Origin of the sequence: Paraglaciecola chathamensis S18K6 (assembly GCA_000314955.1) — a bacterium.
GTDB classification, from domain to species: Bacteria; Pseudomonadota; Gammaproteobacteria; order Enterobacterales; family Alteromonadaceae; genus Paraglaciecola; species Paraglaciecola chathamensis.
The window spans coordinates 108445-133585 of the sequence record BAEM01000006.1 but is presented as its reverse complement, the minus strand read 5'-3'; the positions used below and the strand labels follow the sequence as shown (position 1 = coordinate 133585).

Here is a 25141-nt window from a genome sequence, read left to right as displayed (position 1 = left end):
AATTAGTCGCTATTTTACGGTATGCGTAAAACTTAACGTAAGTGTAGTGTGGGTTATGCAGGCTTAACCAAAACTGAATCGAGGCTTAAGAGTTTTTGAAATGCAGCAGGGGGGAACGTATTAGGCCGCTTATAGCGGCCAAGCACATAGGTTATTTCAATAAGTGGGAGTCAAATTTGTGCCCCAGTTTTTCTGTTTTGGTGCGAATATAATGACGGTTGTCGTCGGTAATTCCGTGATCAATAGGTGTGCGGCTGACCACTTCAACGCCCATTCCCTCTAACGCGGTGCGCTTTTTAGGGTTGTTGGTCATTAGATTTACGCGCTGTACATTTAATGTGTCGAGCATCAACTTACACATATCGTATTCACGCAAATCAGCGTCAAAACCTAGGTGCTCATTGGCTTCAACCGTATCTAATCCCTGATCTTGCAGGTTGTACGCGCGAATTTTATTGAGTAGCCCAATGCCACGGCCTTCTTGGCGCAAGTAGAGCAATACACCTTTGCCTTGCTCAACAATGTTTTGTAGCGCTTTTTCTAATTGCGCTCCACAGTCACATCGGGTGCTAAATAATGCATCACCGGTTAAGCATTCAGAGTGGATACGAATGGGGATCACATCGCCAGATTGCCATTGTCCGTAGGATAGTGCGACATGTTCTTGCTCGGTCGCTGTTTCAACGAACCCGTGTATAGTGAACTGTCCCCAGCGTGTTGGTAGGGAGGCTGAGCTCACGAATTCGTACTTCTGATGTTGTTTCATAATGTTAAATGCTGACTTGTAAAAAGGTTTTAAAGGGGTGACACACTGGTACAAAATATGGGTGCTGAATATTTAAAAACAAGTGCCTTTACGACTCCGGCTTTGATTTAAGCAATTGGTCATCGTCTTTCAACGTATGCAAAGGAGCGGGTTTATTAACACCAAACCCTTGCACAAAATCGACGCCTATTTTACCAAGCTCAACCATTATTTCTTTTGACTCAACATATTCGGCAATTGTTTGAATTTTCATGGCGCTCGCGATGTCCTTTATCGAGGTCACCATGGCCATATCAACTGAGTCGATAAGAATACTTTTGACGAACTCACCATCAATCTTAACTTGATCAACCGGTAGGTTTTTAAGGTAATTATAAGATGAAAAGCCGCTACCAAAGTCATCTAAGGCAAACGTGCACCCAAGAGCTTTGAAGGTATTAATAAACTCAATGGTTTCATCAAGTTTTAAAATAGCCATACTCTCGGTTATTTCAAAGCATATTTTGCTGTGGGGTACGTGGTACTTTTCAAAAGCGCTGAGAATAAATAACTTTAAGTCCTGATTGCCTAAAGACTGTCCGCTAAGATTAATGTTACAGCGAACGAGATCTTCCTTGTGCTGCGGGTTTTGATTCAGCCAGGTAAAATAAGTATCGATAACCCAGCGATCAATCTTAGCGCTGAGGTTATAACGTTCAGCTGCAGGTAAAAACTCGTTCGGTAAAACACGCTGGTCGTGTTCGTCTACTAGGCGCAATAATATTTCATAATGATGCCCCTGCGCTATCGAGGTCATTGGCATGTATGTTTGCATATGCAGCTCAAAGCCATTGTGGGTCAACGCATGTTGAATGCGAGGTAGCCAGCTTAACTGGGATTCATATTTTGCTATTTGTTTGTCAGTAGAAGAATAAGTATGCAAACGATTACGGCCGAGGGTTTTGGCCATATAGCAGGCAGAATCCGCCATACTTAGCAATTGTTCTGAGCTAGTGACTTTTTCATTCCAGGATACTTGGCCAATGCTGATGCCGATACTTAAACGGCGCTCTTCCCAGGAGAAGTCATAATTTTGCACGGTATTAAGCAGTTTATTTGCCAGCATAAAGCTGTTCTGGGCGTTGCTTCCCGTCAGTAATATGCCGAATTCGTCGCCGCCTAGACGGCCAATCATGTTGTCGACAGTCACTATTTTGAGCATCAACTGGGAAAACTGCCTAAGAATGGCGTCGCCCGCTTTGTGGCCATAAGTATCGTTAATTGCTTTGAACTGATCGATATTAACGTGCAGCAAGGTCAGCTCGTCCTGCTCTTGTTTGGCTTGAATAATGGCTGCGTGTAAGCGTTTCTCAAATTCTTGGCGTTGGTAAAAGCCGGTTAGGGTATCGTGACTGGCCATGTATTCGATATTCTGATCCGCGGCCTTTTGCTTACTGATATCTAAAATCGAGCCGTAAATTATTTTATCACTGCTTGTACCGTCGCCTTTAGCAAGGCCTTTACTGCTATCGCTCAACTGGGCTGAAACCAGCAACCAAAGCGGCTGGTTCTGGCGTGTTTGGCCTTTAATTTCCTTACCCAAGGTTGACTGATTTTTATGTAGCTCACCGAGCAATAGTTCACGTTCGTGCGACTGAGCATACAAGGTAGATACAGAGTCCAATTGTGCTTTCATGTGGGCGACGTCTTCATAGCCGAATATTTTTGCCATGGCACGGTTGGCGCGCAGTAGCTCGCCGTCCAAACTGGTAATAAATCGTCCTTCGGGCGCATCTTCAAACATATCGACAAACTGCTGTAGGTCTCGAATGGCGTCTTGTTGCTCAGTGTAATGACGAAATGCAATGACTTTTTCATGGGCCGCTATCGCTACGGCAATAAGCACAATGCCGATAATGATGAGCGCGCTGAGCGTCAGGGAAAGCTGTTCAGGGAAGGCAAGCCATTTGAGATAAAGACCGGTATGCGCCGCCGTGGTCAAAGCGATTAATGTTAAGCCTAAGGCGAACATGCGGTTACTAATGTGGTGGCCTTTATAGCGGTAAAATATCGCCAGTACTGCAATGGTAACAACCGCTAGCGCTGCGGCGCCTGACACCAATAAAATCTGATGGTAACTATTGAGAACAAACGCAGATGCTGCACTTATCCAACCCGTAGCGTATAGAAAGTAGCGGTAATAGGTGGGCAATGGGCGAAATATAGTGAAGGTTATTTTAGCTAATGAAAACAGAAGCAGTGCACACAAAATGGTGCTGATATTGTCGATATATGCGTTATACCCTGACAGGTAGCTCACCACCCCCTGGCTATTTAAAAACAGCAGCAAGTACGCGGTACTGGCAACCGAAAACCAGAAGCGAACAGGACTGCGAAGCAAGGTATACGTCACTAAAAAGTACAATACCATCATGGCGAGCGCGCCACTTATGAGGGAGAAAACAATGCTGTTGCGCTGTTCTTTATCGAGTAAAGCGGTTTCGGTTTGTAACGTAAACGCGAACACTAACGGGCCATTATCACGAACTTTTACATAGATGTTGCGTGGTTGGGCATAAGGAATATCTAACGGAATCACAAACAGCCTGTGGGCGAACGGGCCGTTATCTAAAGGGCGGCTTGTTCCCATGCGGTAGGAATTAATTATGCGGTCGCGCTCATCTAGTATGTAAATATCAAGAGCATCAATACGCGGATTATCGATACTGATAAAAAACGGTTTGTTGCTGCTCTCGCTCGTCAGGGTGACTTTACCCCAAAGGCTTTGGTTAGCATTCAGTGGCTGAGGTGAGAATTCACTGCGCCAGGTGGTAAGTTCTTGTATATCCGATAATTGTACGCGGTTATCTGCCACCAACCACTGGCTATGTTCCATTAAATTGATAGGCGCAGCGCTATTACTCACGTTAACTGGGGTTAACTCTACCTGCGCTGACACTGCTTGGCTTATTTGCATAACAATCAGCAACATGAAGCACAGTAACGGAGCAAAGCGGGATGAAAGGCGCATTTTCACAATTTAGAAAACCAAAGCAAGGTGCGTTGCAGTCACGGTGTTAATGACGGTATGCAACGGCGAATTGTATGTTAACGCGTAGCCTAACATCGGTTATTCCCATTCAACAAAGAGTTTATATTTATACATGATGATTAGCTGCTGCACGATATTTCCATATGCTTACCCCAATCAGGGGGAGGCTTAGCAAATTCTGCGTACTCAGGTTTACTCTCAAACGGCTGCTGTAATACCTGTAGAAGCATTCTGAAATGGGTAAAGTCACCTTGCTCTGCTGCGTCTATCGCTAGTTGAGCTTGATAATTTCGCAGCACATACGCTGGATTCACTTTACGCATTTGTGCTTGTCGCTCTTGTGTATCCGTGCCTTGAGCGCGTATCGCTTGTTGGTATTGCGTGAGCCAAGCTTGGGCCGCTTCACGTTGAATAAAATGATCGACTAGCTTCGGGTGGGCACCTTGCTCGTCAATGTCACACAATAATCGAAAACTGATATGGTAATCGCGCTTGTCTTGTGACACCAAATCAAGCCAACGATTGACCAGTTCGGCAGTGGTATGATTATTTTCATATAACCCAAGTTTTTGGCGCATTAACTGTGAAAACTCAGCCATCAGTCGCGGTTCGTATTGGCTCAAGGCGCTTTTTATTTGCTCAATGCTCAAATAAGGAGTGAACGCGTGGGCAAGGGCATTTAGATTCCACAAACCAATGCCAGGTTGTTGCTCAAATGCGTAACGCCCTTGGTGGTCTGAATGATTACAGACAAATTTAGGATCAAAATCATCTAAGAATGCATAGGGGCCAAAATCAAAGGTGATACCGTGAATCGACATGTTATCTGTGTTCATTACACCGTGGTTAAAACCAAATGCTTGCCATTTCGCAATTAAGGTTGCGGTATCGGTGACTATTTTTTCGAGCATTGCTAAATGCGGTGACTCGGTCTGTAAACAGTCAGAAAAATGCCGTTCAAAGCAATAGTCAAACAACTTCTCGAGTTTATCCAACTCACCATTGTGGTAAAAGTACTCAAAGTGCCCAAAACGTATATGGCTTTGGCTAACGCGGATCATCATGGCCGCTTTTTCTTGTTTCTCACGATACACAGGTTCGTCACTGGTAATAAGGCATAATGCGCGCGATGTGGGAATGCCCATGTGATGCAGAGCTTCGCTCGCAAGGTATTCACGTAAGGTCGAACGCAGCACAGCACGCCCATCGGCGAATCGTGAATAGGGCGTTGGGCCTGCGCCTTTTAAATGTAAATCCCACGGGTTTCCCTGTTGATCTTTTGCTTCACCAAGCAATAAACCACGGCCGTCTCCTAGGTCAGGATTCCAGCCACCAAACTGATGACCGCCGTACTTTTGTGCAAAAGAATGTTTCGTAAGCGAACTTGTATTGCCAAAAAGCATCGACATTATGCTAGATTGCGTAAACCATGATGCTGGTAGTTGCAGAGCTTCACGCAACGTGTGGTTTACCTCAATGAGTTGAGGGTTGGCCACACTTAAAGGTTTAGTTAAGGCACCTAAATCACCTAGTTGCGTTGCATATGAATGATCTAAATTCATTGTCTGCCCCTATTTTATTACTCGTAGAATGGTTTTTTGTAAACCGAAGTTACCTTAAGGACCAAATATGAATCTAATCTCAAAAGCATGTGTTGTGGCGAGTCTGTCGACAGTTGCCATGTTATCAACTAACGTTTTCGCTGGCGACATTGCGGCCGGTAAAACTAAATCAGCGACCTGCATGGCATGTCATGGTGCTAATGGTATCTCACAAATTCCAATGTATCCCAACTTAGCAGGTCAAAAAGAGCAATACTTGGCATTACAACTTAAAGCGTTCCGTTCTGGAGAGCGTAAAAATATGGTTATGGCACCTATGGTGGCGGGCCTAAGCGATGCAGATATTGAAAACTTGGCGGCGTATTACGCGAGTCTCGATCCGTCAGGAAAATAATCCTTCTCGGTTGCTAGTTTTCTAAAAAAGGCTGGGGATTTCTTCAGCCTTTTTACGTTAATGAAAACATATTCATATTTTTGATGAGCCAGTTCGGTTCTTTGCGCGTACTTTAGTACTATCAAAAACTTACTGTATAAAAGGTGTCTCATGATCACACTCCACCATCTAAACAACTCACGCTCTCAGCGCATTCTATGGATGCTCGAAGAATTAGGTGTGGAATATGACATTGAGCGATATCAGCGAGATAGTCAGACCAACCTAGCGCCCGAATCATTGAAAAAAGTGCATCAGCTTGGTAAATCGCCGGTTATCACTGATGGTGAAGTTACCGTGGCAGAATCAGGGGCGATCATTGATTATTTGGCGCGTAAATATAGCGATAAAGCCTTGATACCTGAGGCAGGTACCGAAGCGTACCGTCAATACACCTATTGGTTGCACTTCGCCGAAGGTACAATGATGCCGCCTATGGTAGCAAAACTGGTGTTCGATAAAGTGCGCCAAAATGCCAAGCCGTTTTTTGTCAAAATGGTGGCCAATAAAATTGCTGATAAAGTGATGGACGGATATTACGGACTGAATCTGGTAGCGAACCTGAAGTATGTTGAGCAATATTTAGCTGAGAATGAATGGTTTGCTGGGGATACACTAACAGGCGCTGATATTCAAATGAGCTTCCCGTTAGAGGCTATGGCTTCTCGTAATGTCCCCGGGCAATACCCGAACATTGCTGCCTATGTGAAGCGCATTCATGAGCGACCTGCTTATCAACAAGGACTCTCACGCGGCGGACAGTACGATTACGCTTGAGGTCTATCTCAGTCAGAAGAATAGCCTGTTAAGGCCTATTCTTCTGAATCGATGTTAATGCCCATTTCCTGCATGATGCGTAAAGCATCGCTAGGAATGCGATTGTCGTTATCTTTTTGCAAATCATTGTCGTTCGGTAAAGGCTGCCCAGTAAAAGCGTGCAGAAACGCTTCACACAGTAGCTCTGAGTTTGTCGCATGACGCAGATTATTCACCTGCCTACGGGTGCGTTCATCCGTTAATACTTTGAGCACTTTAAGGGGAATAGACACAGTCACCTTTTTCACCTGCTCGCTTTTCTTTCCGTGTTCGGCGTAGGGATGAATGTATTTCCCATTCCATTTCGTCGTTTTAGCCATCGTTTACTCGCTTTTTTCTTTCTTATAAGGGGAAATTCTAACCATAAACCAATAAAGGTCAACGATAGACTGCTAAACATCTTGACGGCTTTACGTACAAAGTTTAGTTTAGACGTCTAAACGTCTAGATATTAACGGAGCTTTCCATGGTCTCTTATGCACAAGGTATCGATGCCCTCAACCAGTCACTGTCTGAAGTGAAAGGGATCAATGTATCGTTTGAATTTTTTCCTCCGAAAACCGAGACAATGGAAAAAACATTGTGGAAATCGGTTGAACGCCTAGCACCGCTCAAGCCTAAATATATGTCAGTGACATACGGTGCCAATAGCGGTGAGCGTGACCGCACCCACGAAATCGTAAAACGAATTCAGAGCGAAACAGGCATAGCGGCAGCGCCGCACTTGACCTGTGTTGACGCAAGTCGAGAAGAGCTAAAGCAAATTGCCAAAGATTATTGGGCCAGCGGCATTCGTAAAATCGTTGCTTTGCGTGGCGATTTACCCGAAGGCTACACTGAGCACGTTTCTTATGCGTCTGATTTGGTTGCTTTGTTACGCGACGTGGCTGACTTTGACATTGCGGTTGCGGCCTATCCAGAAAAACACCCAGAAGCACCCAATAGCCAATTTGATTTGTTGAATCTTAAGCGCAAGGCCGAAGCAGGAGCAAACCAAGCGATTAGCCAGTTCTTCTTCGATGCTGAAGTTTTCTTACGTTTCAGAGACAGAGCCGCCGCAGCGGGCATCGATATGGACATAGTCCCTGGGATCCTTCCTGTGACTAACTATCAAACCTTGCAGCGTTTTGCAGGTTTTACCAATGTGCACGTACCGAACTGGTTGCATAAAATGTATGACGGCATAGACAAAGATGACCAAACAACCCGTAACCTTATGGGCGCGAGCATCGCCATGGACATGGTAAAAGTGCTAGCCAAAGAAGGTATTCGTGATTTCCATTTTTACACCTTAAATCGCTGTGAATTAAGCTACGCCATTTGCCATATGTTAGGTGTTAGAGCAGACTAGGCAATATTGCTAACCTGCTGTAAAAAGGAAATATATGGAGCCCAAAGTTATCCTATCGGATCTATTCAGGCGCTGGTTACCCAAAGCGAATATTTTTGCTCGTATGTTTGTAAGTCACTGCCAGCGAGACGGAATTACCGTATCTGCAGGGCACTTAGCTTATGTGTCTTTATTATCTTTGGTGCCGTTTATTATGGTGTTCTTCACCATCTTGTCGGCCTTTCCTGCGTTTTCAGAAGTGCGTGGTGATATAGAGGCGCTCATTTTCGGTAATTTTATTCCTACCTCGGGCGATCAAATTCAAGGTTATGTGGCCGAGTTTGTAGGGAATGCGTCAAAAATGGGCGCGATAGGCATTTTATCTTTAGTGGTGGTGGCTTTACTGCTTATCTCAAATATTGATAAAACCTTAAACCGCATATGGCAGGCGAAAAGCGAACGCCCGATCATTTTTACCTTCGCTATTTACTGGATGATCCTTACGCTTGGGCCGCTGTTAATTGGCTTGAGTGTGATCATGAGCTCTTATCTAGTGGCGTTTGCGAACTCCGCAGAGGCATATACGATGGGCGCAACCACTGCCATGCTTAAAATCGTGCCGTTTATAGCATCGGTATGTGCGTTCTTTATTATTTATATGATTGTTCCAAACAAACGAATTAACCCTCGTCACGCCCTTGTTGGTGCGTTTATGGGGGCATTATTGTTTGAATTGTCGAAGAAAGGTTTCTCGTTTTACATCACTCACTTTCCATCGTATCAAATGATTTATGGTGCAATGGCGGTTATACCTATCTTGTTCGTCTGGGTATATTTATCTTGGATTGTGGTATTGCTCGGGGCGGAGTTAACCCACGTTATTGAAGTGTTTTTTCACGAGGAAGCAGAAGAGAGTTTTACGCAGGTCGACGAGGAAGACCCCCAATCGCCTGCGTAGCGTATGAAAACGAATTAGTCTCGCATACTCGAGATAAACGCGTTCGATTCTTTAATGGCGTTATTCATTTCAGCAATTAGCTGGTTAATATCATTTTTAACGCCATTAAATTCACTTTGTAACGCCCCTATTGCGGTCGCATTTAGGTTATGTTTTAAATACAGTACGTTGTCTTGTAGTGCAGATAAAACCGGCTCCATTTTAGCTTCCGCTTTACGCATGCTTTTAAGCAGGCTAGCGTAGCGGCGCTGGGTGTCTTTTAATTTATTGGCGCTTTCGCGGCGCAGATCTGGGTTACTGTATTTATCAAGCTCAGTTTCCCACTCATCAAATAACGCATCGGCTACGCTTTGCACTTTATTAATCCGTTTAGTGACTTCAGTGGCCGCTTGGTTACTTTCTTCGTATTGGTCTTTTAGCTCTTCGTAAACATCTTGCAATTCACCACCGTCGTAATTCATCAAATGCGTGAATTGTTCTAGTGCATCGCTAAACTGTTGTTGAGCATCTTCTTGGGATTCTTTGGCATCTTCAACGCGATCAACCATGATATCGCGCTTTTCAACTCCTACCTTTTCCCAAGCGGCATAGTAGGCGCTTTGGCACCCAGTAAGCACAGTAAATGCAAATAGTGCAGGGATAATTTTTATCATGAAAACCTCATTTAGCGTTATTTAACCGCGATACTTAGCAGCGTCAATGATCGACCACACTTGAAATATGAAACCAAACACAGCCATAAAAAAGAGAATGCCGGTCGCTGCTAAGGCATAGTTAGTCCAAACTAGAACAAAAAAGATGATTGCTGCCAGTATACGTCCTTGCACTAATTGCCCTAGGCCTGGAATAAAGAAGTTACATATCGCTGCAATTACATTTCCGCCTGAACCTTGTCCTGCCATCTGTTGCCCCTAAGTTATTAATTCATTATTGTTAATACACTTTAGCAAACTACTGCAATCGGTTGGAAGAAATAATGTCAATGTGGCAACTGCTATGAGCGAACTCTATCCTGCAATTAAACCTTTTTTTAGTGAAATGCTTGCCGTTGGCGCAGGGCACTCGCTATATGTAGAACAAAGCGGCAACCCGAAAGGCATACCTGTGCTGTTTTTGCATGGCGGCCCAGGGGCAGGGCTTTTTGCTAATTATCGCCGTTTCTTTGACCCAGAAAAATACTGGATCATCGGGTTCGACCAAAGAGGAAGTGGCCAATCCACGCCATTTGGCAGCATAAAGAACAATACAACGCAGGATTTGCTGAACGACATATCACTGATAAGAAAGCACTTAGGTGTGCAACAGTGGATATTGTTTGGTGGCTCTTGGGGGGCGACGCTAGCCATGCTTGCCGCTATTGAACAGCCGCAAACGGTTAAAGGTTTGATATTGCGCGGCAGCTTTTTAGGGCGAAAAGAAGACTTCGATTGGTATCTTGATGAGCAAGGCGGCGCGGCGCAATTGTTCCCTGATTACTACCACGAGTTTGTGCATCCTGTGGCTGACGAGATTAAAAACTGCTCTTTGGTTGACGCTTATTACGCATTGTTTACCGGCAGCGATGAAGTACACAAAATGGCAGCGATTAAAGCCTGGTGTTTATGGGAAGCGCGCATTAGCAAGCTACATTGTAAATTACATGAAGATGAGCTGGTACCCGATGTGCACAGAGGCATAAGCTTGGCGATTCTGGAATGCCACTATATTAAGCATTTATGCTTTATTGAACCTAACTTCATATTGAATAATATTCATAAAATCAAGCATATACCCGCGACGATTATTCATGGTCGCTATGACTGCGTGTGCAAAATACAAGGGGCTTACTTACTTAACGAAGCGTGGCCTGCTAGCCAACTTACGATAGTTCCTGAGTCAGGGCACAGCGCCAATGAGCCGAAAATTAGTGCGGCGTTGTGTCTAGCCACAAAAGCCATGGCACGTTTTATCAAGGAGCAACAATGATTGGCCTAATTCAAAGGGTGAGTGAAGCAAAGGTCACCGCCGATGAACAGGTGACAGGGCAGATAGAGCAGGGCATAGTGTTATTATTAGGGGTTGAAAAAGACGACAACGAAGAAAAGGCTAAAAAGCTTTTTGAACGGGTGTTGAATTACCGAATTTTCAGTGATGAAAACGGCAAAATGAACTTGAACCTCAAACAAGTAGGCGGCGGACTGCTGGTGGTTTCTCAATTTACCTTGGTGGCACAAACGAACAAAGGGAATCGCCCCGGTTTTTCTCAAGGCGCCAGTCCGCAGTTAGGCGAAGCTCTGTACAACTATTTTGTTGAACTCGGTAAAAATAGCGAGATCGACTGCGAGACAGGCCGTTTTGGTGCAAACATGCAAGTCAGTTTAGTAAACGACGGGCCTGTCACCTTTAGTTTGAGTGTCTAATTTGCTACCAAGCATTGAATGCTATTTAATGGTGGGCTGGCTAGTGTAATCTGGCCTCAGGTTATCGATATTTCCATAAGGATAAGTGCATCATAATGTATAAAATTGAAACCCCAGAAACAGATGCTGAGTTTGACGCGTACTTCGAATTTCGCTGGTTAATGCTACGCAAGCCTTGGAACTTCCCCCAAGGGTCTGAAAAAGACGAATACGAACAAGTCAGTGAGCATCGCATGATCCGCAACAACAAAGGTGAAGTGATTGCCATTGGTCGCGTGCACATGAACAGCGCAGAAGAAGCACAGATCCGTCATATTGCTGTTGCCAATGAAGCCCAAGGTCGCGGCTTAGCAAAAATGATCATGTCTTCGCTTGAATCAGTTGCGCGCCAAGAAGGGGCGGTACGTATGGTGACGAACAGTCGTGAACTGTCGACACCCTTTTTCGAAAGTTGTGGTTTTGAAGTAGAAAAAGAAGCATCTACTGAGCTGGGCAAGCTAAAACGCCAACAAATGGTTAAGCGTCTTTTAGAACACAATACGATTTTGCTACACCCCAAATGGTGTAAAGAACTGCAAGACACTTGGCACGACACCATCCCCATTAGTGAGCAAATGGGCATTAAGCTCTATCAATATTCCGGTAAAACTCTAGAGAACCGCGCCTCGTTAAATAGAAATATCAACCTGCACGGGACTATGTTCGCAGGCAGCATTTTTTCTTTAGCCACGTTAACGGGCTGGGGAATGATTTTTCTGCAACTTAAGCAAAAGAACCTAGCCGGCGAAATAGTGCTAGGAGACGGTAATATTCATTATCACAAGCCCATCACCATGCAGCCCAGAGCGTTATGTCATGTTGAAAGCCTAAGCGGCAAGTTTGAAACCTTGTCCAAAGGCAAAAAGTGCCATATTAAACTGCAAGTGGACATTCTAGATGGCGATACCGCAGTCGCTGAATTCAGTGGTGTGTACTGGATACTCCCCCCTGAAACCACCCCAAAAGAAAACGAAAGCACCTAAGGTTCACTAGTTAACGCTTACAACTGACAACACCCAGCGCACGTGGTGTTGTCAGGTTGGGTTTGAATGCGCTTCAGTCAATTCTCGTTCATTGCGTTTGTTTGCCCTATTGGGCGTTGCGAGGGCTGTTATAAAGTAATGTGTATTGCATACTTCTGAAATCTGTTTTCTATAAAATTGCAAAGGAAGCAAACTAATTCGCAGTCCGTAGCGTATGACGCTAGTGTGAAAGGTTAATCTTATTAATTGAAAACTGCGGAAATTGTGTAATTCTTTGCTGACCACAGAATAACTTGCTGAATTTGTCACAGTAATAGCGCTTTATTACTAATTACCCTCCACGTAAAAAAGAAAGTTTCTTAGGGCAAACATATAATACTTACTAAGCTATTGCGGATAAAACCTATTGCCAATGGGTTTTTGATCTGCGACGATTGTATTGTATGAATTTTATGCCATAGCAGCTAATGCATATTGTGATGGAATTGACATTGCTATGGCTCCGAAATTGTCACTGACAGGGTGGGTAATGATTAAAAAACATCAATATTCTTTAACTTTAAAACCTATCGCTAGTCGGTTTTTGGTTGGGGTGCTGGCGGGAGTGGTCAGTTTAACGACACTAGGGGAGACCGTACCTTCCTTATCATTGACTATGCAAAATGCGGTGTCACTGACACTGGAAAACCACCCAGACCTCAGAGTATTTGTTGATCAGCAGGCTGTAATGGAGGGGCGACGAATACAGGCCGGCACTGAACAGCGCGCGCAAGTTAGCCTGATGATTGAAGATGCCATGGGGACTGATAATTTCAGCGCTTTGAAAAGCATGCAGTCTACCTTGACGTATTCTTGGATATTGCAGCAAGAGCAAATTAGCAGCCGTATTAAGGCGGTGGATAGCGAAGCTAGCCAACTGCTCAACGATAAAAAAGTGAAGGCGCTGGATTTGTCGGCCCTTACTGCGAAAAAATTTATTGAAGTACTCGTTAGCGAAGAGCAACTGAGGCTGAATAAGCTTGGTGTCTCTCAAGCCAGAGAGCTGTTGAGCGTGATCAAGGAGCGTATTAACGCCGGGAAAAGCTCACTGGTTGAACGGAAACTGGCAGAAGCAGAACTTATACGGCGGGAGTTGGCAGTGGAAGATTCGGAGCATGAAATTGCCGCGGCGAAGTACCAGTTAAGTGCCTTGTGGGGCGACCCAGAAACTGACTATTCTTTATCTGGCGATTTGAGTGAAATACCTATGCTCCCCAACACTGCTCAAGCCATTAGCTCCATTCGCAATAACCCCCAAGTTTCGCGCTTCACCACCTCCCAGCGCATCGTTGAATCACAGATCGAAAACGCCCGCATCGAAGCTAAGCCTCAGTGGCAGCTGTCTGCAGGAGTACGCCGTTATGAATCTACCGATGACTTTGGACTTGTGGCCGGCGTCTCTATTCCGTGGGGCAGAACAGATATCAACGCCGGTAAAATTGCCGCGTTGCGGGCACAGCAACAGGTACTAGCGAGTGAACAAGCGTCACTAATGCAACAATTGGATGCCCAGTTATTCGTACTGATTCAAGAGATGGCGCATTCGGGGCACGTCATCCACACCATTGAAAATCGCATTATTCCAACGTTGGACTCAGCGTTGAAAGAAGCCCGCCATGCATTTGAAAAAGGTCAACTGAGTTACACGCAGTGGGTTCAATTGCAGAGGGAATTGCTCAACACACAGAGGCAGTTAGTGGCTTCCTACGAGGCCATGCACTTGCAACACATCGAGATCCAGCGCCTGACCGGCACCGCTTTTTCCCAATGAGAAAAATCATGAAAAACACCAAACTACTTACATCGGTAAGCCTAGCTTTAACCCTTTGCTTGGCACTTCCAATCCCCTTCGCTACGGCTGCATCGGGTCCAACAGAATCGGCTGAGGTCGAGCCCGAGAAAGGGCCTCATCGTGGCAGAATGCTGCGCGATGGTGACTTTGCTGTTGAGCTGGCGATTTTTGAAACCGGCGTGCCGCCGGAATTCCGTGTTTGGCTTACCGATAAAGGAAATGTCATTGCGCCGCAAAAAGTAAAGCTTAACGTCAAACTTACCCGCTTGGGCGATGTAATAGATGACATCAACTTTAGAGCCCAAGGAGACTTTTTACGCGGAGACAGCGTAATTTACGAACCCCATTCATTTTACGTCACGGTGACAGCGCAGTACAAAGGTACATCGTACCGTTGGGAATACGAAAACTATGAAGGCCGGACAACCATTGAACAGGCAGTAGCTGACGCAATGGAAATAAAGACTGAAATTGCCGGTGAAGCAACACTGCACCAAAGTATTCCTGCATACGGCGTACTGGCTTTTCCACCTAACGCACACACTAAGGTTAGTGCTCGGTTCGATGGCGAAATTACGCAACGACACGTTAACTTTGGAGACAAAGTAAAAAAAGGCCAGAGACTTTTTACGATCGAAAGCAATGAAAGTCTGAAGCCTTACACCATAAAAGCCCCCGCCACTGGGGTGATAACGTCGCTCATGGCAAATGAAGGGGAGCAAACCAAAGGGCGCACGTTAATCACACTAACCACTACAGGGAACTACATCGCCCGATTAGCTGTTTATCCGTCAGATTACGATAAGGTAAAGGTCGGTAGTGATGTCTCATTGAGGGTTGAAGGATCTGCGCAGGACATTACGGCCAAGGTGACGTTTATTGAACCGGAAGTTCGACGTGATCAGGCGCGCATTCATTGGGTAAACGTGAATGATGCCCAAGACGCTTTATCTGTAGGTAGCTTTGTTAATGCCAATATTAACGTTGCTAATATTGCTGTTCCTCTGGCGGTTAAAAAAATTGGGTTACAGGCGTTTCGTGATTTTACCGTGGTTTACGCCAAAGTGGGCGGGCAATATGAAGTTCGAATGTTGGAGTTGGGGCGTGAAGGCGGTGAATGGATAGAGGTGCTGGGTGGTCTTGAACCGGGTACCGAGTATGTCACCGAAAACAGTTTTGTATTAAAAGCCGACATCGAGAAGTCTGGCGCGTCTCACGACCACTAGGAGCAACCTCATGTTGGAAGCGATTATAAGTTTTTCAATAAAGCGCAAATTGCTGGTACTGGCCCTCGTGCTAATGGCGGCTGGCGTTGGTGTTTGGAATTTTACCAAGCTACCCATTGACGCAGTGCCGGATATTACCAATGTCCAGGTTATGATCAATACCGAAGCCGCCGGGTATACACCTCTGGAAATAGAACAGCGGGTTACCTTCCCTTTGGAAACGGCTCTGTCTGGTTTGCCTGGTTTAACCTATACGCGTTCAGTGTCCCGTTACGGCCTTTCTCAAGTGGTTGCAATTTTTAGCGATGATACGGACGTGTATTTCGCACGCCAGTTGGTAAGCGAGCGTTTGTCTGCCGCTCGTTCTGAATTGCCCGCAGGATTGGAGCCGGAACTGGGTCCAATAGCCACCGGCCTTGGTGAAATATTTATGTTTACCGTCGATGCCAAACCTGGCGCGGTTAACATTGACGGCAGTTCGGTATCGCCAACGGATTTACGAACGGTGCACGATTGGACTATCCGGCCCCAATTGATGCGTGTGCCAGGCGTGGTAGAAGTTAACCCCATCGGTGGATTTGAAAGGGAGGTGCTAATAGCGGTTAATCCGCAACAGCTCCTAGCATTCAATTTAACTCAGCAAAATGTGGTGGACGCGATTGCCGCCAACAACCAGAACCGCGGAGCAGGATTCATCGAGCAAAATGGTGCCCAGTGGCTAATACGAGTGCCTGGCCAGTTGAAGAACATTCATGCGCTTGGCAATATTCCCCTTGCTGAAGTTGATGGTTCAGCCGTCTATCTGAAAGATGTTGCCGACATAGAAAACGGTAAGGGCCTTAGAACCGGCGCTGCGACCCAGAACGGTCGGGAAGTAGTGATGAGTACTGTCTTTATGCTTATCGGCGAAAACAGCCGCACCGTAGCAAACGCCGTGGCAGAAAAATTAATAGAAATAAACCGTACCCTGCCAGAAGGCATTGTAGCGACGGCAGTATACGACCGTACCCGTCTGGTTGACAAAACACTCCAAACAGTTGAAACCAACCTCATCGAAGGGGCGCTACTGGTTATCGTTGTTCTGTTTTTGTTACTGGGTAACTTTCGTGCGGCATTTCTTACTGCACTTGTGATCCCTTTTGCCATGCTGATGACGGTGACCGGTATGGTGCAAGCTAGGGTTAGTGCTAACCTGATGAGTCTTGGGGCTTTGGACTTCGGATTGTTAGTAGATGGCGCCATCATTATTGTTGAGAATTGTTTGCGCCGACTTAGTCAGCAGGGGCAGGAACTTCCCGTAAAAGCGCGCATGAAGGTGGTATTTAATGCAACCCGAGAAGTTATTCGTCCGGCACTGTTTGGGGTGTTTATTATTACAGCAGTGTATTTGCCTATCTTCGCCTTAGAAGGGGTGGAGGGAAAAATGTTCCACCCTATGGCAATGACCGTGGTAATCGCCTTGCTGAGCGCAATGGTGCTTTCTGTCACTTTCGTCCCAGCTACGATAGCTCTGCTGTTCAATAAGCCTGTGAAAGAAAAACACAGCCCTATTATTAAAGGGGCTGAGGCGCTGTATCGACCGGCGCTGAAATGGGTTCTAAAAGGAAGCTATTTGGTGGTCGGGTTAGCCGCTGCCCTGGTTATATTCTTCAGTTATCAGGCTACTCAGTTGGGCAGCGAGTTTGCGCCAAACCTAGATGAAGGGGATATTGCTATGCACGCGTTGCGTATACCTGGCACCTCGCTGAGCCAGGCGGTAGCACTGCAAAAAATTCTTGAAGAAAAGATCAGCGAAATGCCAGAAGTAGAGCGCGTATTTGCTAAAATTGGTACCGCCGATGTTGCAACCGATGCCGTGCCTCCTAGCGTGGCCGATAATTTCATCATTCTAAAGCCTCGGGAGCAGTGGCCGGACCCAACTAAAAGCAAAGAACAGGTGGTTAGTGAGCTATCCGCAATTGTGACACCTATTCCGGGTAACCGTTATGAGTTCCTTCAGCCTATTCAGATGCGGTTTAACGAATTACTGGCAGGGGTGCGCGCAGAACTGGCGATTAAGGTATTTGGCGATGATTTCGATGCTCTAGCTGCCCTTGGTAGCGAAATTGAAAGCGCCATCAGTGGGGTTGAAGGCATTGCCGATGTTCAGGTGGAACAGACTACTGGCCTGCCAATGCTGAATATTGTACCCAAGCAGGACAAGCTGCCCCTGCTTGGTTTGACTAAAGCACAGTTACAGGAGCAGTTGGGTACGGCATTGGGTGGCAAGGTTGCGGGCAAATTCTATGAAGGCGATATTCGTTCCGACATTGTGGTGCGCCTAGGTGAGAAGCGTCGTAGTGACGTAGAGGCTTTGGCTTATTTGCCAATTAACTTGTCAGATGGTCGTGTCATGCCACTGCGGGAGCTGGCAGATCTTGAACTGGTATCAGGGGCTAACCAGATAAACCGAGAAAATGGTAAGCGTCGAGTGGTGGTTACTGCTAACGTGCGTGGACGGGATCTCGGCAGTTTCGTGGCCGATATACAAAGTGCAGTAGACGGCGAGGTAGAAATTCCGGCGGGGTACTGGATAGAGTACGGCGGTACATATCAGAAACTACAGTCTGCCTCAGCGCGGCTTGCAGTAGTGGTGCCAGTTACGCTGCTGCTGATTATTGGCTTGCTTATACTGGCTCTGAGTTCTGTTAAGGATGCGTTGATCATTTTCACTGGCGTACCGCTGGCACTAACAGGGGGCGTAGCCGCGCTGATGCTCAGAGATATACCTTTCTCCATTTCCGCTGCAGTGGGGTTTATCGCCCTTTCTGGAATCGCCATTCTCAATGGCCTTGTTATGGTTTCTTTTATTCGCGACCTCCGCCAGCAGGGACACAGTCTGGAACAGGCGATTTTTGATGGAGCCCTAACACGCCTGCGTCCGGTGTTGACTACCGCGCTGGTGGCATCATTAGGTTTCATTCCTATGGCGTTAAACACGGGGATTGGATCGGAAGTGCAACGGCCGCTGGCAACTGTGGTGATAGGCGGCATTATATCTTCTACAATTCTGACACTGTTTGTTATACCCGGGCTATATCGATTACTGCACCGTGACACGTCAGAAACCACAGAAGCCGAAGGCGTATCGTAAATACTTAATTCGGGAGTATATTTTCCCACTAGAGCACAAGTAGCTCACTGACTTACAATGTTAAACAGCATAATATGCTAAAAATTCGGCAAAAACAGAAATCCGTTTTTGCCGGCGTATGAAACACTAAAAACATCACAGAGGAAAATTTGATGGTTCTAGGTGATTTAGAAAAACAGGTTCTGAACTATTTATGGCAACGCTCGCCTAGCGATGTCAAAACCGTTCATGAAGCGCTGACCCGAGAAAAAGGGGGCAGTTTAAACACTATACAGACTACGTTAGATCGGTTATTTAAAAAGAAGTTACTAGACAGACATAAGCGGGGACATGCTTTTTTTTATACTCCTCGTGTGGAGCGAGAAAACTTGATTGTAACACTAATAGATAACGCGACCCGAGACTTCACCTCATCGAATGAAAATGTATTTGTGAATGCATTTCAATCGTACTCAGGACAGTTGGAAGAGCAGGAACTGGATGCTCTTGATGCAATGATTCAGGCGCAGCGCGAAAAACTGCGTCAGGATAAGGAAAACTGAAATGTGGAATACGGCAATCATTCTGAACGTTATCAGCCTGGCGATTATAAGCGCCTGGTTTACGCTGCTTTTACAATGGCCTGTTAGTCAGCTGGTACTGCGCCAGTTAAAACAGATGCCAGCAAGCTGGCATAAATCAATGCTGATCGGTTGGGTGTTATTGCCGGTGTGCGTGGCAATGCTGTGCAGTGTGGCCTTCATATTACATGCGTTTACAGACTTAATGTGGACGTCATTGGCGTTGTTTATTCACTGGCATCATCTGTTTTCGTTCGAATGGTTTACGTGGCATGGCTGTTTGTTGATAAGTTGGTGCGCCGTATCGGTCTGGATTGTGTTACGCCACGTCTACGAGCTCAAAAAACACCGTGACAGTCTGCGAAGCGCAGTGCTAATTGCTGAAAGCCGCGAGTGTACGTTCCAAGGCCACACCTTCACCAGGTTGGAAACGAATATTCCACTGGCCTTTACAGCAGGAGGGTTCAGACCGCGTGTCTACCTTTCCAGCGGACTGATTGCCCGTTTTACACCACAGCAGTTGCATTGCATTCTAGCTCATGAAGTGGCGCATAAAACACATCGGGATCCGTTACAGACTTGGGTCTTTAGCCTGATGAGTGCCTGGTATCCCTCCGCCTTGCGCCGTGAAATGCGCCAAGCTTTTGAGTTGGCGACGGAAATGAAAGCCGATGCTGTTGCAGGAAGGGAAACCGGAGCCCTTAATGTAGCCTCGGCGCTGGTTGCCTATGGTAAGAGTGACACGCGATGGCAACTTCCTATGGTGATGGGCTTTGGCCAACATGGTGTCTCACTTCGGGTTAAAAACCTAATTCAACCTGCGAAGCTCAATGCTCATGTGCCACTGGTCGTAAGTGGGACGGCTCTCGCAGTTCTAGCAGCAAACTTGCTGTCTATGGATAGTTTACACCACTATATAGAGCTCATTATTCAGTTCTGACGGAAACGGCATTTCCGGTTAGTTCTAGTAATATAAAAACCGACTGCTGGTAGGTTTTTATAAGGTGATATCAAACCGGCAGAAATGAACAACAGTGTTTCATTGTTTTAAAAAGTGACAATTCGGTAATTTGTGTCGGATAACACCGTTCAAAGCGTCGTTTCTGCTCACAACTATTAAGTATTATTTTTCTATTGAAGGAGAACCGTTATGCGTAAACATTATCTGTTATTGCTGTCCGCTTTACTAACTACACCACTGGTAATTAATCAGGCAATGGCACATGGCAACACCGAGCCGGTGCACGGCGGGGTAGTAAAAATCGTCGGGGAATATTCTTTTGAGATGAAAGCCCAAGGCAAAGAGGTCAGTGTCTGGGTGTTTTATGATGGCGAGCCACTAAATGCCTCCGACCTGCAACTTCGGCTGAAGGTAAAGGGCAAAGGTCGCAAAGAAGTGGTGACAATTCCTGCAAGGGAAGCAAATGAGTTTACTGGCCCTTTGGATCTCGCCGGTATTGAACAAGTATTGGCAATGCTCACGCTGGAAGATGGTGTTTCTAAGATTGTCGGAAAATACAAACTATAGGCTGAACACGATGCAATTTATTTCTAAAATTTTGCTATCGGTTACCTTGTTACTCGCGGTCCCATTTGCGTGTGCCCACGGTGTAGCCGAAGGTGATAAAGCGTTTCTTGAATCCAGCACCGGGTTGCAGGTAATTCCGTATATTTACCTAGGTGCGAAGCATATGGTGACAGGTTACGATCATTTACTGTTCCTGTTTGGGGTTATCTTTTTCCTCTACCGGCTAAAGGATGTGGGCGTGTACGTCACGCTGTTCGCGGTTGGTCACAGTGTCACCTTGCTGTTTGGGGTGCTGTCTGGAATTCACATTAATGCCTACCTGATTGATGCAATTATAGGATTATCCGTCGCTTACAAGGCTTTGGACAACATTGGCTTTTTCCCCCGATTTTGTGGGTTTAGCATTAATAATAAAGTCGCCGTACTTGTATTTGGTCTGTTCCACGGCTTCGGTCTGGCAACGAAATTACAAGATTTCACTTTGTCTGAAGATGGGCTGGTTGGCAATATTCTCTCATTCAATATTGGTGTTGAGATGGGTCAAATGATTGCGTTGTTCGGCATGCTTTTGCTCATTATTTTACTTCGTAAGAGCCAGGATTTTATGCGTTATGCATTCACCGCCAATATGGCTTTGGTGACCGCAGGCGTAACGTTAACCATCTTTCAACTATCAGGATATATGTGGGGAACAGTATGACAGCCCAGCAACATGTAGAGGTTTCGAATCAACAAATTATTAAAGGCTTAGGTATTGCTGTTGCAGTGGCCGTTGTACTGTCGGTAACGGTAGTGCTGCCGGCAGAATACAACAAAGACATCACGGGAATTGGCAAGATACTCGGTTTAACGAGCATCAATAATGCAGCAGTCGGTGAGGATATGGAAATTACCTCCGATGCAGATTTTATTCTAGCTGGGAGCCAGGGAGAATTTGCCACCAAAACCCTCGTTGTAGAGATTCCTGAATACGAAGGAATAGAGGTAAAGGCGCTAATGCAGGCGAACAACGGTATGAGCTTCAGCTGGCATACCGACGGAACGCCTCTTTATATGGATATGCATGGCGAAAAACTGGAGAATCCGAACGAATTCGAGAGTTACAAAAAAGCAAAATCGATTGCCGCCGACAATGGTATTTTCAAAGCACCATTCGAAGGCACGCATGGTTGGTATTGGCAGAACATGTCAGATGATCCGATAACGGTGACAGTTACAGTAGCGGGTTTTTACCAATCAATTAAAACAAAAAACTAATCGAAGGAAACAGCAATGTTGAAGAAAATTTGCATAATCGCACTGACAGTAATAATCAGCGCACAGGCCAGTGCTCATGGGATCTGGTTCGCAGAACGTTCTAAACAACTGGCGATGATTTACGGTGTCGGCGCAGACGATCTTGATGCTGTGTTACGTCTGCCAAAAGTCGGATCTATCAAAGGCTTTGACGAAGATTGGGATGAGGTTGATGTAGAGCTCACGCCCACGGGCCCGTTGTTGCTTGTCACCAGCGATGATTATCCGGTAGCTGTTTCAGCAGTTCTGAATAACGGTATTTGGTCAAATACCGGTGAAGGGCACTGGATTGGTAAAGGTCGTGATGAATTGCCAGACGCAATTCTTAGTGAAGAGACCATCAAATATGCCGTTCATTTGCGTGGTCCACTGCGCAGCGTGCCTTACATCAACACCCAGGTGCTGCAGATTGTACCGGTAGGCGATTCATTCCCCCAAATGTTGGGAGAAAAACAAACCTACAAGGTACTTCACAAAGGTAAGCCGGTCGCCGATGCACTGGTAAAAGCGGATTTTGTAAATGATCCGGATGCAGAACCAGTTAAAACGGATAACAACGGTGAGGTTACATTGCCCATTCGCAATCAAGGCTTAAATGTAGTGATGGCGATTTTTGATGCGCCTACAGATCGTCCGAAAATCATTGATAAATACGAACTACTGGCCACATTATCCTTTGTTTTACCTCACGCACCTGAGTGAGACCTTTACTAAAAATAATAACAACAGGCTGAGGTAAGCTCAGCCCAAGTCGCTTCAAGTAAGGTGAATAATATGAGTGAAATAGCACAGACACCCACAGATGGGTTAAAAAAGAGGGTCGCGTCTATAGACATCCTGCGGGGCCTAGTGATGCTGCTTATGCTGGTTGACCACGTGCGGGAAAGGTATTTTTATCATCTGAACGTTTCAGATCCCGTTGATGTGGATAGCACGAGTCCTGAATTATTCTTTACTCGAACGATGGCGCATTTCTGTGCACCAGTGTTTGTGTTTTTAACAGGTCTCTCAGCCTGGTTATACTCCCACCCTTCGAATAAAGCACCCCGCTCAGCGACGCCATTTTTATTCAAGCGAGGAATGTTCATCATTTTTGTTGAAATCGCCGTCATCAACTGGATGTGGATGGGGACCTACGACACGCTTTGGCTGCAAGTTATGTGGGCGATTGGCGTCAGTATGGTGTCGCTATCCGTACTTTGTAAACTCCCTTACAAACTCATATTAGCGCTTGGCCTACTTATTGTTTGTGGGCACAATTTACTTAGTCCAATCACTTTTGCGCCTGGCGAATTTGGCTACAACCTGTGGGCAATACTGCATGATCGCGGTTTCATTTTTGAGTCAGAGTCATTCAAAATAAAGGCATCGTATCCTGTGTTGCCGTGGATTGGCGTTATTCTGTTGGGTTACAGCATGGGCCCACTGTATTCCCAGGCTGTTGAAGGTAGTAAACGTCAGTCAACCTTGGTGAAACTTGGCGTGGCTATGTGGGTGGTATTACTCATCTTGCGCGGCTTTAATATCTACGGTGAAACCTTGCCATGGGAATCTCAACAGGACTTTACACATACACTGATGTCGTTCTTGGCATTTACCAAGTATCCACCGTCTCTCGATTTTGTGCTGTTTACATTGGCAACTGCTTTTCTTGTGCTGGCGGCGCTTGAGAATGTAAACAATCGTCTGACGAAAAGTATTGAGACGTTTGGATCTGCGCCGATGTTCTACTATGTGGTACACCTGTTCGTACTGTTGGTCAGCTATCGGATTGTTTTCAACGTGTTTGGTGCTAATCACGGTGAGTATTTTGCCTTCGACTATGTCTGGCAAATCTGGTTTATCTCTGTGCTTCTGGCAGGTGCACTTTACTGGCCTACGAAGGTATTTTCGAAGTTTAAACACAACAGCAGCAATCCCATTGTTAAATACCTTTGACAGGAGAGGACTATGTCATTTAAAGCCAAACTACTAAACATCTTGGCGCTCACTTGTGCACTGTTGAGCGCACAGGTTAGTGCTCACGTCCATTTGTCTAAAACTTTTCCTGTAGCAGAAAGTGAGAGCGTTACGCCCCCTGAAAAGCTGAAACTTGGTTTCAGCGCTGAGGTCAAGGTCATTAAACTGAAGCTGACTGAAAGTTCTGGAAATACGGTGGATTTTGGATTTAAGCCTGCGTTGCAAAGTGCTAAATCCGTGGAATGGTCACTGCCCATGCTATCGTCCGGAAACTATCAGGTAGACTGGACCGTACTGGGAAATGACGGGCATAAAATGAGTGGTAACTATGCGTTCGTAGTCAAACACGGCCATGAGCATCATGCTTCTCACTAATATGTACTGTTGAGTCAATCGGATGGATTGGCTCATTTTACTTTCGTTGGTAAGACTTTTCTTTTATTTTGGCGTGTTCAGCTTCATGGGCTATGTCGCTATGCTTGGGCTGTTCAACAAACACGCAACACAGATAAACCCGTTTACGTCGGAAAATGGCTTAATGGGTTGGCTATGGTGCAGTTTTTTCTTCAGTTTAGTTGGGATGACCGCAGTTGTGCCACTGAATGCTGGAATGCTACTGGATGAGGGGCTGTCAGGGGTCATCGACCCACTTATGTTGCAGCTGGTGTGGAACTCAGCGATTGGCGAGCAAACACTGGCTAGAGGCATTGCTCTGAGTTTGGTACTCGTTATACTTATTTGGATTAATCAAAGAAAGCGCCAGGGGGGATCCTCAGCGCTGGTATTCTCTGTGCTGTTTACTGCAGCCGTTATTGGGTGGTCCTTTACCCGCAGTGGACACTCGGCAACCACATCACTGGCTGCGCAACTCTGTATAGCCTTGCATGTGATGATGGCTGGCTGGTGGATTGGAAGCCTTTATCCGCTTATTCGTTTGAGTCGTACTGAGCACGCCAAGGCACTGCAACTAGCCTTGCAGGCCTACGGAAAACAGGCTGCTGTTTGGGTTGGGATATTGCTGATGTCGGGCGGTATCTTGTTAACACTTTTACTGCTAAACGTTAGCAGCACTGTTAACAACGTGTACCTTTGGGTAATGGCGGCAAAGTTAACTTTGGTGTGCGGGATGTTGTGCTTTGCGGCTTATCATAAATGGAAATTAGTTGGACGCATTGAAACAAGACAGGATTGCATTGCAGTGAGAAAATCCATCACAGCTGAGGCGCTAATCGGCGTACTTGTTCTCATGGTTACTGCAACCCTTAGCAATAGCATCGGTATTGCAGACTAA

At 45.9% G+C, this 25141-nt stretch carries 25 protein-coding genes; 19 read left to right on the top strand and 6 right to left on the bottom strand.

Annotated elements, in window-relative coordinates:
- Nucleotides 1-151 precede the first annotated feature (151 nt).
- The 3 genes from ribA to GCHA_RS01830 all read right to left on the bottom strand — a co-directional run bounded on the left by ribA (nt 152) and on the right by GCHA_RS01830 (nt 5359).
- Nucleotides 152-766, bottom strand: a complete 615-nt coding sequence (gene ribA / locus GCHA_RS01840) for a GTP cyclohydrolase II (protein ID WP_013752646.1) — start codon at nt 764-766, stop codon at nt 152-154.
- A gap of 88 nt (nt 767-854) precedes the next feature.
- The gene (locus GCHA_RS01835; RefSeq protein ID WP_007984400.1) at nt 855-3737 is read right to left on the bottom strand and encodes an EAL domain-containing protein; all 2883 of its coding nucleotides are present in this window, start codon (nt 3735-3737) and stop codon (nt 855-857) included.
- A 179-nt stretch (nt 3738-3916) separates the two neighbouring features.
- The gene (locus tag GCHA_RS01830; RefSeq protein ID WP_007984398.1) at nt 3917-5359 is read right to left on the bottom strand and encodes a protein adenylyltransferase SelO; all 1443 of its coding nucleotides are present in this window, start codon (nt 5357-5359) and stop codon (nt 3917-3919) included.
- A 67-nt stretch (nt 5360-5426) separates the two neighbouring features.
- Here GCHA_RS01830 and GCHA_RS01825 point away from each other — a divergent pair, with 67 nt between their 5' ends.
- Both GCHA_RS01825 and GCHA_RS01815 read left to right on the top strand, forming a co-directional pair.
- Nucleotides 5427-5753, top strand: coding sequence for a c-type cytochrome (locus GCHA_RS01825; protein ID WP_007984396.1), 327 nt, complete (start codon nt 5427-5429; stop codon nt 5751-5753).
- 150 nt (nt 5754-5903) lie between these two features.
- Nucleotides 5904-6569: a glutathione S-transferase family protein gene (locus tag GCHA_RS01815; protein ID WP_007984395.1), complete on the top strand. Its 666-nt coding sequence runs from the start codon at nt 5904-5906 to the stop codon at nt 6567-6569.
- Between the two features lie 35 nt (nt 6570-6604).
- On the opposite strand, the gene metJ is transcribed toward GCHA_RS01815, so the two are convergent.
- Nucleotides 6605-6928: a met regulon transcriptional regulator MetJ gene (metJ, locus tag GCHA_RS01810; RefSeq protein WP_007984394.1), complete on the bottom strand. Its 324-nt coding sequence runs from the start codon at nt 6926-6928 to the stop codon at nt 6605-6607.
- A gap of 146 nt (nt 6929-7074) precedes the next feature.
- On the opposite strand from metJ, the gene metF reads away from it, so the two are divergent.
- A complete protein-coding gene (gene metF / locus GCHA_RS01805) occupies nt 7075-7959 on the top strand; it encodes a methylenetetrahydrofolate reductase (RefSeq protein ID WP_007984393.1) in 885 nt (294 codons plus the stop codon).
- 34 nt (nt 7960-7993) lie between these two features.
- Nucleotides 7994-8896: a virulence factor BrkB family protein gene (locus GCHA_RS01800; protein ID WP_007984392.1), complete on the top strand. Its 903-nt coding sequence runs from the start codon at nt 7994-7996 to the stop codon at nt 8894-8896.
- A gap of 14 nt (nt 8897-8910) precedes the next feature.
- On the opposite strand, the gene GCHA_RS01795 is transcribed toward GCHA_RS01800, so the two are convergent.
- Nucleotides 8911-9549, bottom strand: a complete 639-nt coding sequence (locus tag GCHA_RS01795; protein WP_007984391.1) for a DUF2959 domain-containing protein — start codon at nt 9547-9549, stop codon at nt 8911-8913.
- Nucleotides 9550-9570: 21 nt separating this feature from the next.
- Nucleotides 9571-9798 (bottom strand): hypothetical protein, encoded by a 228-nt coding sequence (locus tag GCHA_RS01790; RefSeq protein ID WP_007984390.1) that lies wholly within the window; start codon nt 9796-9798, stop codon nt 9571-9573.
- Nucleotides 9799-9892: 94 nt separating this feature from the next.
- Here GCHA_RS01790 and pip point away from each other — a divergent pair, with 94 nt between their 5' ends.
- The 15 genes from pip to GCHA_RS01715 all read left to right on the top strand — a co-directional run bounded on the left by pip (nt 9893) and on the right by GCHA_RS01715 (nt 25141).
- Nucleotides 9893-10861 (top strand): prolyl aminopeptidase, encoded by a 969-nt coding sequence (gene pip, locus GCHA_RS01785; protein ID WP_007984389.1) that lies wholly within the window; start codon nt 9893-9895, stop codon nt 10859-10861.
- Entirely contained in the window at nt 10858-11295 is a 438-nt protein-coding gene (gene dtd, locus GCHA_RS01780; RefSeq protein WP_007984388.1) for a D-aminoacyl-tRNA deacylase, read from the top strand. Before pip ends, dtd begins: the two co-directional genes overlap by 4 nt.
- Before the next feature lie 95 nt (nt 11296-11390).
- Nucleotides 11391-12317, top strand: coding sequence for a bifunctional GNAT family N-acetyltransferase/hotdog fold thioesterase (locus tag GCHA_RS01775; RefSeq protein ID WP_007984387.1), 927 nt, complete (start codon nt 11391-11393; stop codon nt 12315-12317).
- Nucleotides 12318-12846: 529 nt separating this feature from the next.
- Nucleotides 12847-14127: a TolC family protein gene (locus GCHA_RS01770; RefSeq protein ID WP_007984386.1), complete on the top strand. Its 1281-nt coding sequence runs from the start codon at nt 12847-12849 to the stop codon at nt 14125-14127.
- Between the two features lie 8 nt (nt 14128-14135).
- A complete protein-coding gene (locus GCHA_RS01765) occupies nt 14136-15374 on the top strand; it encodes an efflux RND transporter periplasmic adaptor subunit (protein ID WP_039991940.1) in 1239 nt (412 codons plus the stop codon).
- A gap of 10 nt (nt 15375-15384) precedes the next feature.
- Nucleotides 15385-18507 (top strand): efflux RND transporter permease subunit, encoded by a 3123-nt coding sequence (locus GCHA_RS01760; RefSeq protein WP_007984384.1) that lies wholly within the window; start codon nt 15385-15387, stop codon nt 18505-18507.
- Nucleotides 18508-18659: 152 nt separating this feature from the next.
- Nucleotides 18660-19049 carry a BlaI/MecI/CopY family transcriptional regulator gene (locus GCHA_RS01755; RefSeq protein WP_007984383.1) on the top strand — a complete coding sequence of 130 codons (390 nt, stop codon included), beginning with the start codon at nt 18660-18662 and terminating at the stop codon, nt 19047-19049.
- Between the two features lies 1 nt (nt 19050).
- Nucleotides 19051-20007, top strand: a complete 957-nt coding sequence (locus GCHA_RS01750) for a M56 family metallopeptidase (protein WP_007984382.1) — start codon at nt 19051-19053, stop codon at nt 20005-20007.
- Nucleotides 20008-20217: 210 nt separating this feature from the next.
- Nucleotides 20218-20595, top strand: coding sequence for a hypothetical protein (locus GCHA_RS22285; protein WP_007984381.1), 378 nt, complete (start codon nt 20218-20220; stop codon nt 20593-20595).
- Between the two features lie 10 nt (nt 20596-20605).
- Complete coding sequence (locus tag GCHA_RS01740; RefSeq protein WP_007984380.1) at nt 20606-21295, top strand: HupE/UreJ family protein; 690 nt, start codon at nt 20606-20608, stop codon at nt 21293-21295.
- Nucleotides 21292-21852: a hypothetical protein gene (locus tag GCHA_RS01735; protein WP_007984378.1), complete on the top strand. Its 561-nt coding sequence runs from the start codon at nt 21292-21294 to the stop codon at nt 21850-21852. Before GCHA_RS01740 ends, GCHA_RS01735 begins: the two co-directional genes overlap by 4 nt.
- A 15-nt stretch (nt 21853-21867) precedes the next feature.
- Nucleotides 21868-22593: a DUF4198 domain-containing protein gene (locus GCHA_RS01730; protein WP_007984376.1), complete on the top strand. Its 726-nt coding sequence runs from the start codon at nt 21868-21870 to the stop codon at nt 22591-22593.
- A 72-nt stretch (nt 22594-22665) separates the two neighbouring features.
- Nucleotides 22666-23829 carry an acetyltransferase domain-containing protein gene (locus tag GCHA_RS01725; protein WP_007984374.1) on the top strand — a complete coding sequence of 388 codons (1164 nt, stop codon included), beginning with the start codon at nt 22666-22668 and terminating at the stop codon, nt 23827-23829.
- A gap of 12 nt (nt 23830-23841) precedes the next feature.
- On the top strand, nt 23842-24225 hold the full coding sequence (locus GCHA_RS01720; RefSeq protein ID WP_039991937.1) for a copper resistance CopC family protein: 384 nt from the start codon (nt 23842-23844) through the stop codon (nt 24223-24225).
- A gap of 22 nt (nt 24226-24247) precedes the next feature.
- Nucleotides 24248-25141, top strand: coding sequence for a CopD family protein (locus GCHA_RS01715; protein WP_007984368.1), 894 nt, complete (start codon nt 24248-24250; stop codon nt 25139-25141).

Excerpts from the sequence above, each read along its gene's own strand:
- ribA (WP_013752646.1), bottom strand. The coding sequence starts at position 766 with ATGAAACAACATCAGAAGTACGAATTCGTGAGCTCAGCCTCCCTACCA.
- GCHA_RS01835 (WP_007984400.1), bottom strand. The coding sequence starts at position 3,737 with ATGTTGCTGATTGTTATGCAAATAAGCCAAGCAGTGTCAGCGCAGGTA.
- GCHA_RS01830 (WP_007984398.1), bottom strand. The coding sequence starts at position 5,359 with ATGAATTTAGATCATTCATATGCAACGCAACTAGGTGATTTAGGTGCC.
- GCHA_RS01825 (WP_007984396.1), top strand. The coding sequence starts at position 5,427 with ATGAATCTAATCTCAAAAGCATGTGTTGTGGCGAGTCTGTCGACAGTT.
- GCHA_RS01815 (WP_007984395.1), top strand. The coding sequence starts at position 5,904 with ATGATCACACTCCACCATCTAAACAACTCACGCTCTCAGCGCATTCTA.
- metJ (WP_007984394.1), bottom strand. The coding sequence starts at position 6,928 with ATGGCTAAAACGACGAAATGGAATGGGAAATACATTCATCCCTACGCC.
- metF (WP_007984393.1), top strand. The coding sequence starts at position 7,075 with ATGGTCTCTTATGCACAAGGTATCGATGCCCTCAACCAGTCACTGTCT.
- GCHA_RS01800 (WP_007984392.1), top strand. The coding sequence starts at position 7,994 with ATGGAGCCCAAAGTTATCCTATCGGATCTATTCAGGCGCTGGTTACCC.
- GCHA_RS01795 (WP_007984391.1), bottom strand. The coding sequence starts at position 9,549 with ATGATAAAAATTATCCCTGCACTATTTGCATTTACTGTGCTTACTGGG.
- GCHA_RS01790 (WP_007984390.1), bottom strand. The coding sequence starts at position 9,798 with ATGGCAGGACAAGGTTCAGGCGGAAATGTAATTGCAGCGATATGTAAC.
- pip (WP_007984389.1), top strand. The coding sequence starts at position 9,893 with ATGAGCGAACTCTATCCTGCAATTAAACCTTTTTTTAGTGAAATGCTT.
- dtd (WP_007984388.1), top strand. The coding sequence starts at position 10,858 with ATGATTGGCCTAATTCAAAGGGTGAGTGAAGCAAAGGTCACCGCCGAT.
- GCHA_RS01775 (WP_007984387.1), top strand. The coding sequence starts at position 11,391 with ATGTATAAAATTGAAACCCCAGAAACAGATGCTGAGTTTGACGCGTAC.
- GCHA_RS01770 (WP_007984386.1), top strand. The coding sequence starts at position 12,847 with ATGATTAAAAAACATCAATATTCTTTAACTTTAAAACCTATCGCTAGT.
- GCHA_RS01765 (WP_039991940.1), top strand. The coding sequence starts at position 14,136 with ATGAAAAACACCAAACTACTTACATCGGTAAGCCTAGCTTTAACCCTT.
- GCHA_RS01760 (WP_007984384.1), top strand. The coding sequence starts at position 15,385 with ATGTTGGAAGCGATTATAAGTTTTTCAATAAAGCGCAAATTGCTGGTA.
- GCHA_RS01755 (WP_007984383.1), top strand. The coding sequence starts at position 18,660 with ATGGTTCTAGGTGATTTAGAAAAACAGGTTCTGAACTATTTATGGCAA.
- GCHA_RS01750 (WP_007984382.1), top strand. The coding sequence starts at position 19,051 with ATGTGGAATACGGCAATCATTCTGAACGTTATCAGCCTGGCGATTATA.
- GCHA_RS22285 (WP_007984381.1), top strand. The coding sequence starts at position 20,218 with ATGCGTAAACATTATCTGTTATTGCTGTCCGCTTTACTAACTACACCA.
- GCHA_RS01740 (WP_007984380.1), top strand. The coding sequence starts at position 20,606 with ATGCAATTTATTTCTAAAATTTTGCTATCGGTTACCTTGTTACTCGCG.
- GCHA_RS01735 (WP_007984378.1), top strand. The coding sequence starts at position 21,292 with ATGACAGCCCAGCAACATGTAGAGGTTTCGAATCAACAAATTATTAAA.
- GCHA_RS01730 (WP_007984376.1), top strand. The coding sequence starts at position 21,868 with ATGTTGAAGAAAATTTGCATAATCGCACTGACAGTAATAATCAGCGCA.
- GCHA_RS01725 (WP_007984374.1), top strand. The coding sequence starts at position 22,666 with ATGAGTGAAATAGCACAGACACCCACAGATGGGTTAAAAAAGAGGGTC.
- GCHA_RS01720 (WP_039991937.1), top strand. The coding sequence starts at position 23,842 with ATGTCATTTAAAGCCAAACTACTAAACATCTTGGCGCTCACTTGTGCA.
- GCHA_RS01715 (WP_007984368.1), top strand. The coding sequence starts at position 24,248 with ATGGATTGGCTCATTTTACTTTCGTTGGTAAGACTTTTCTTTTATTTT.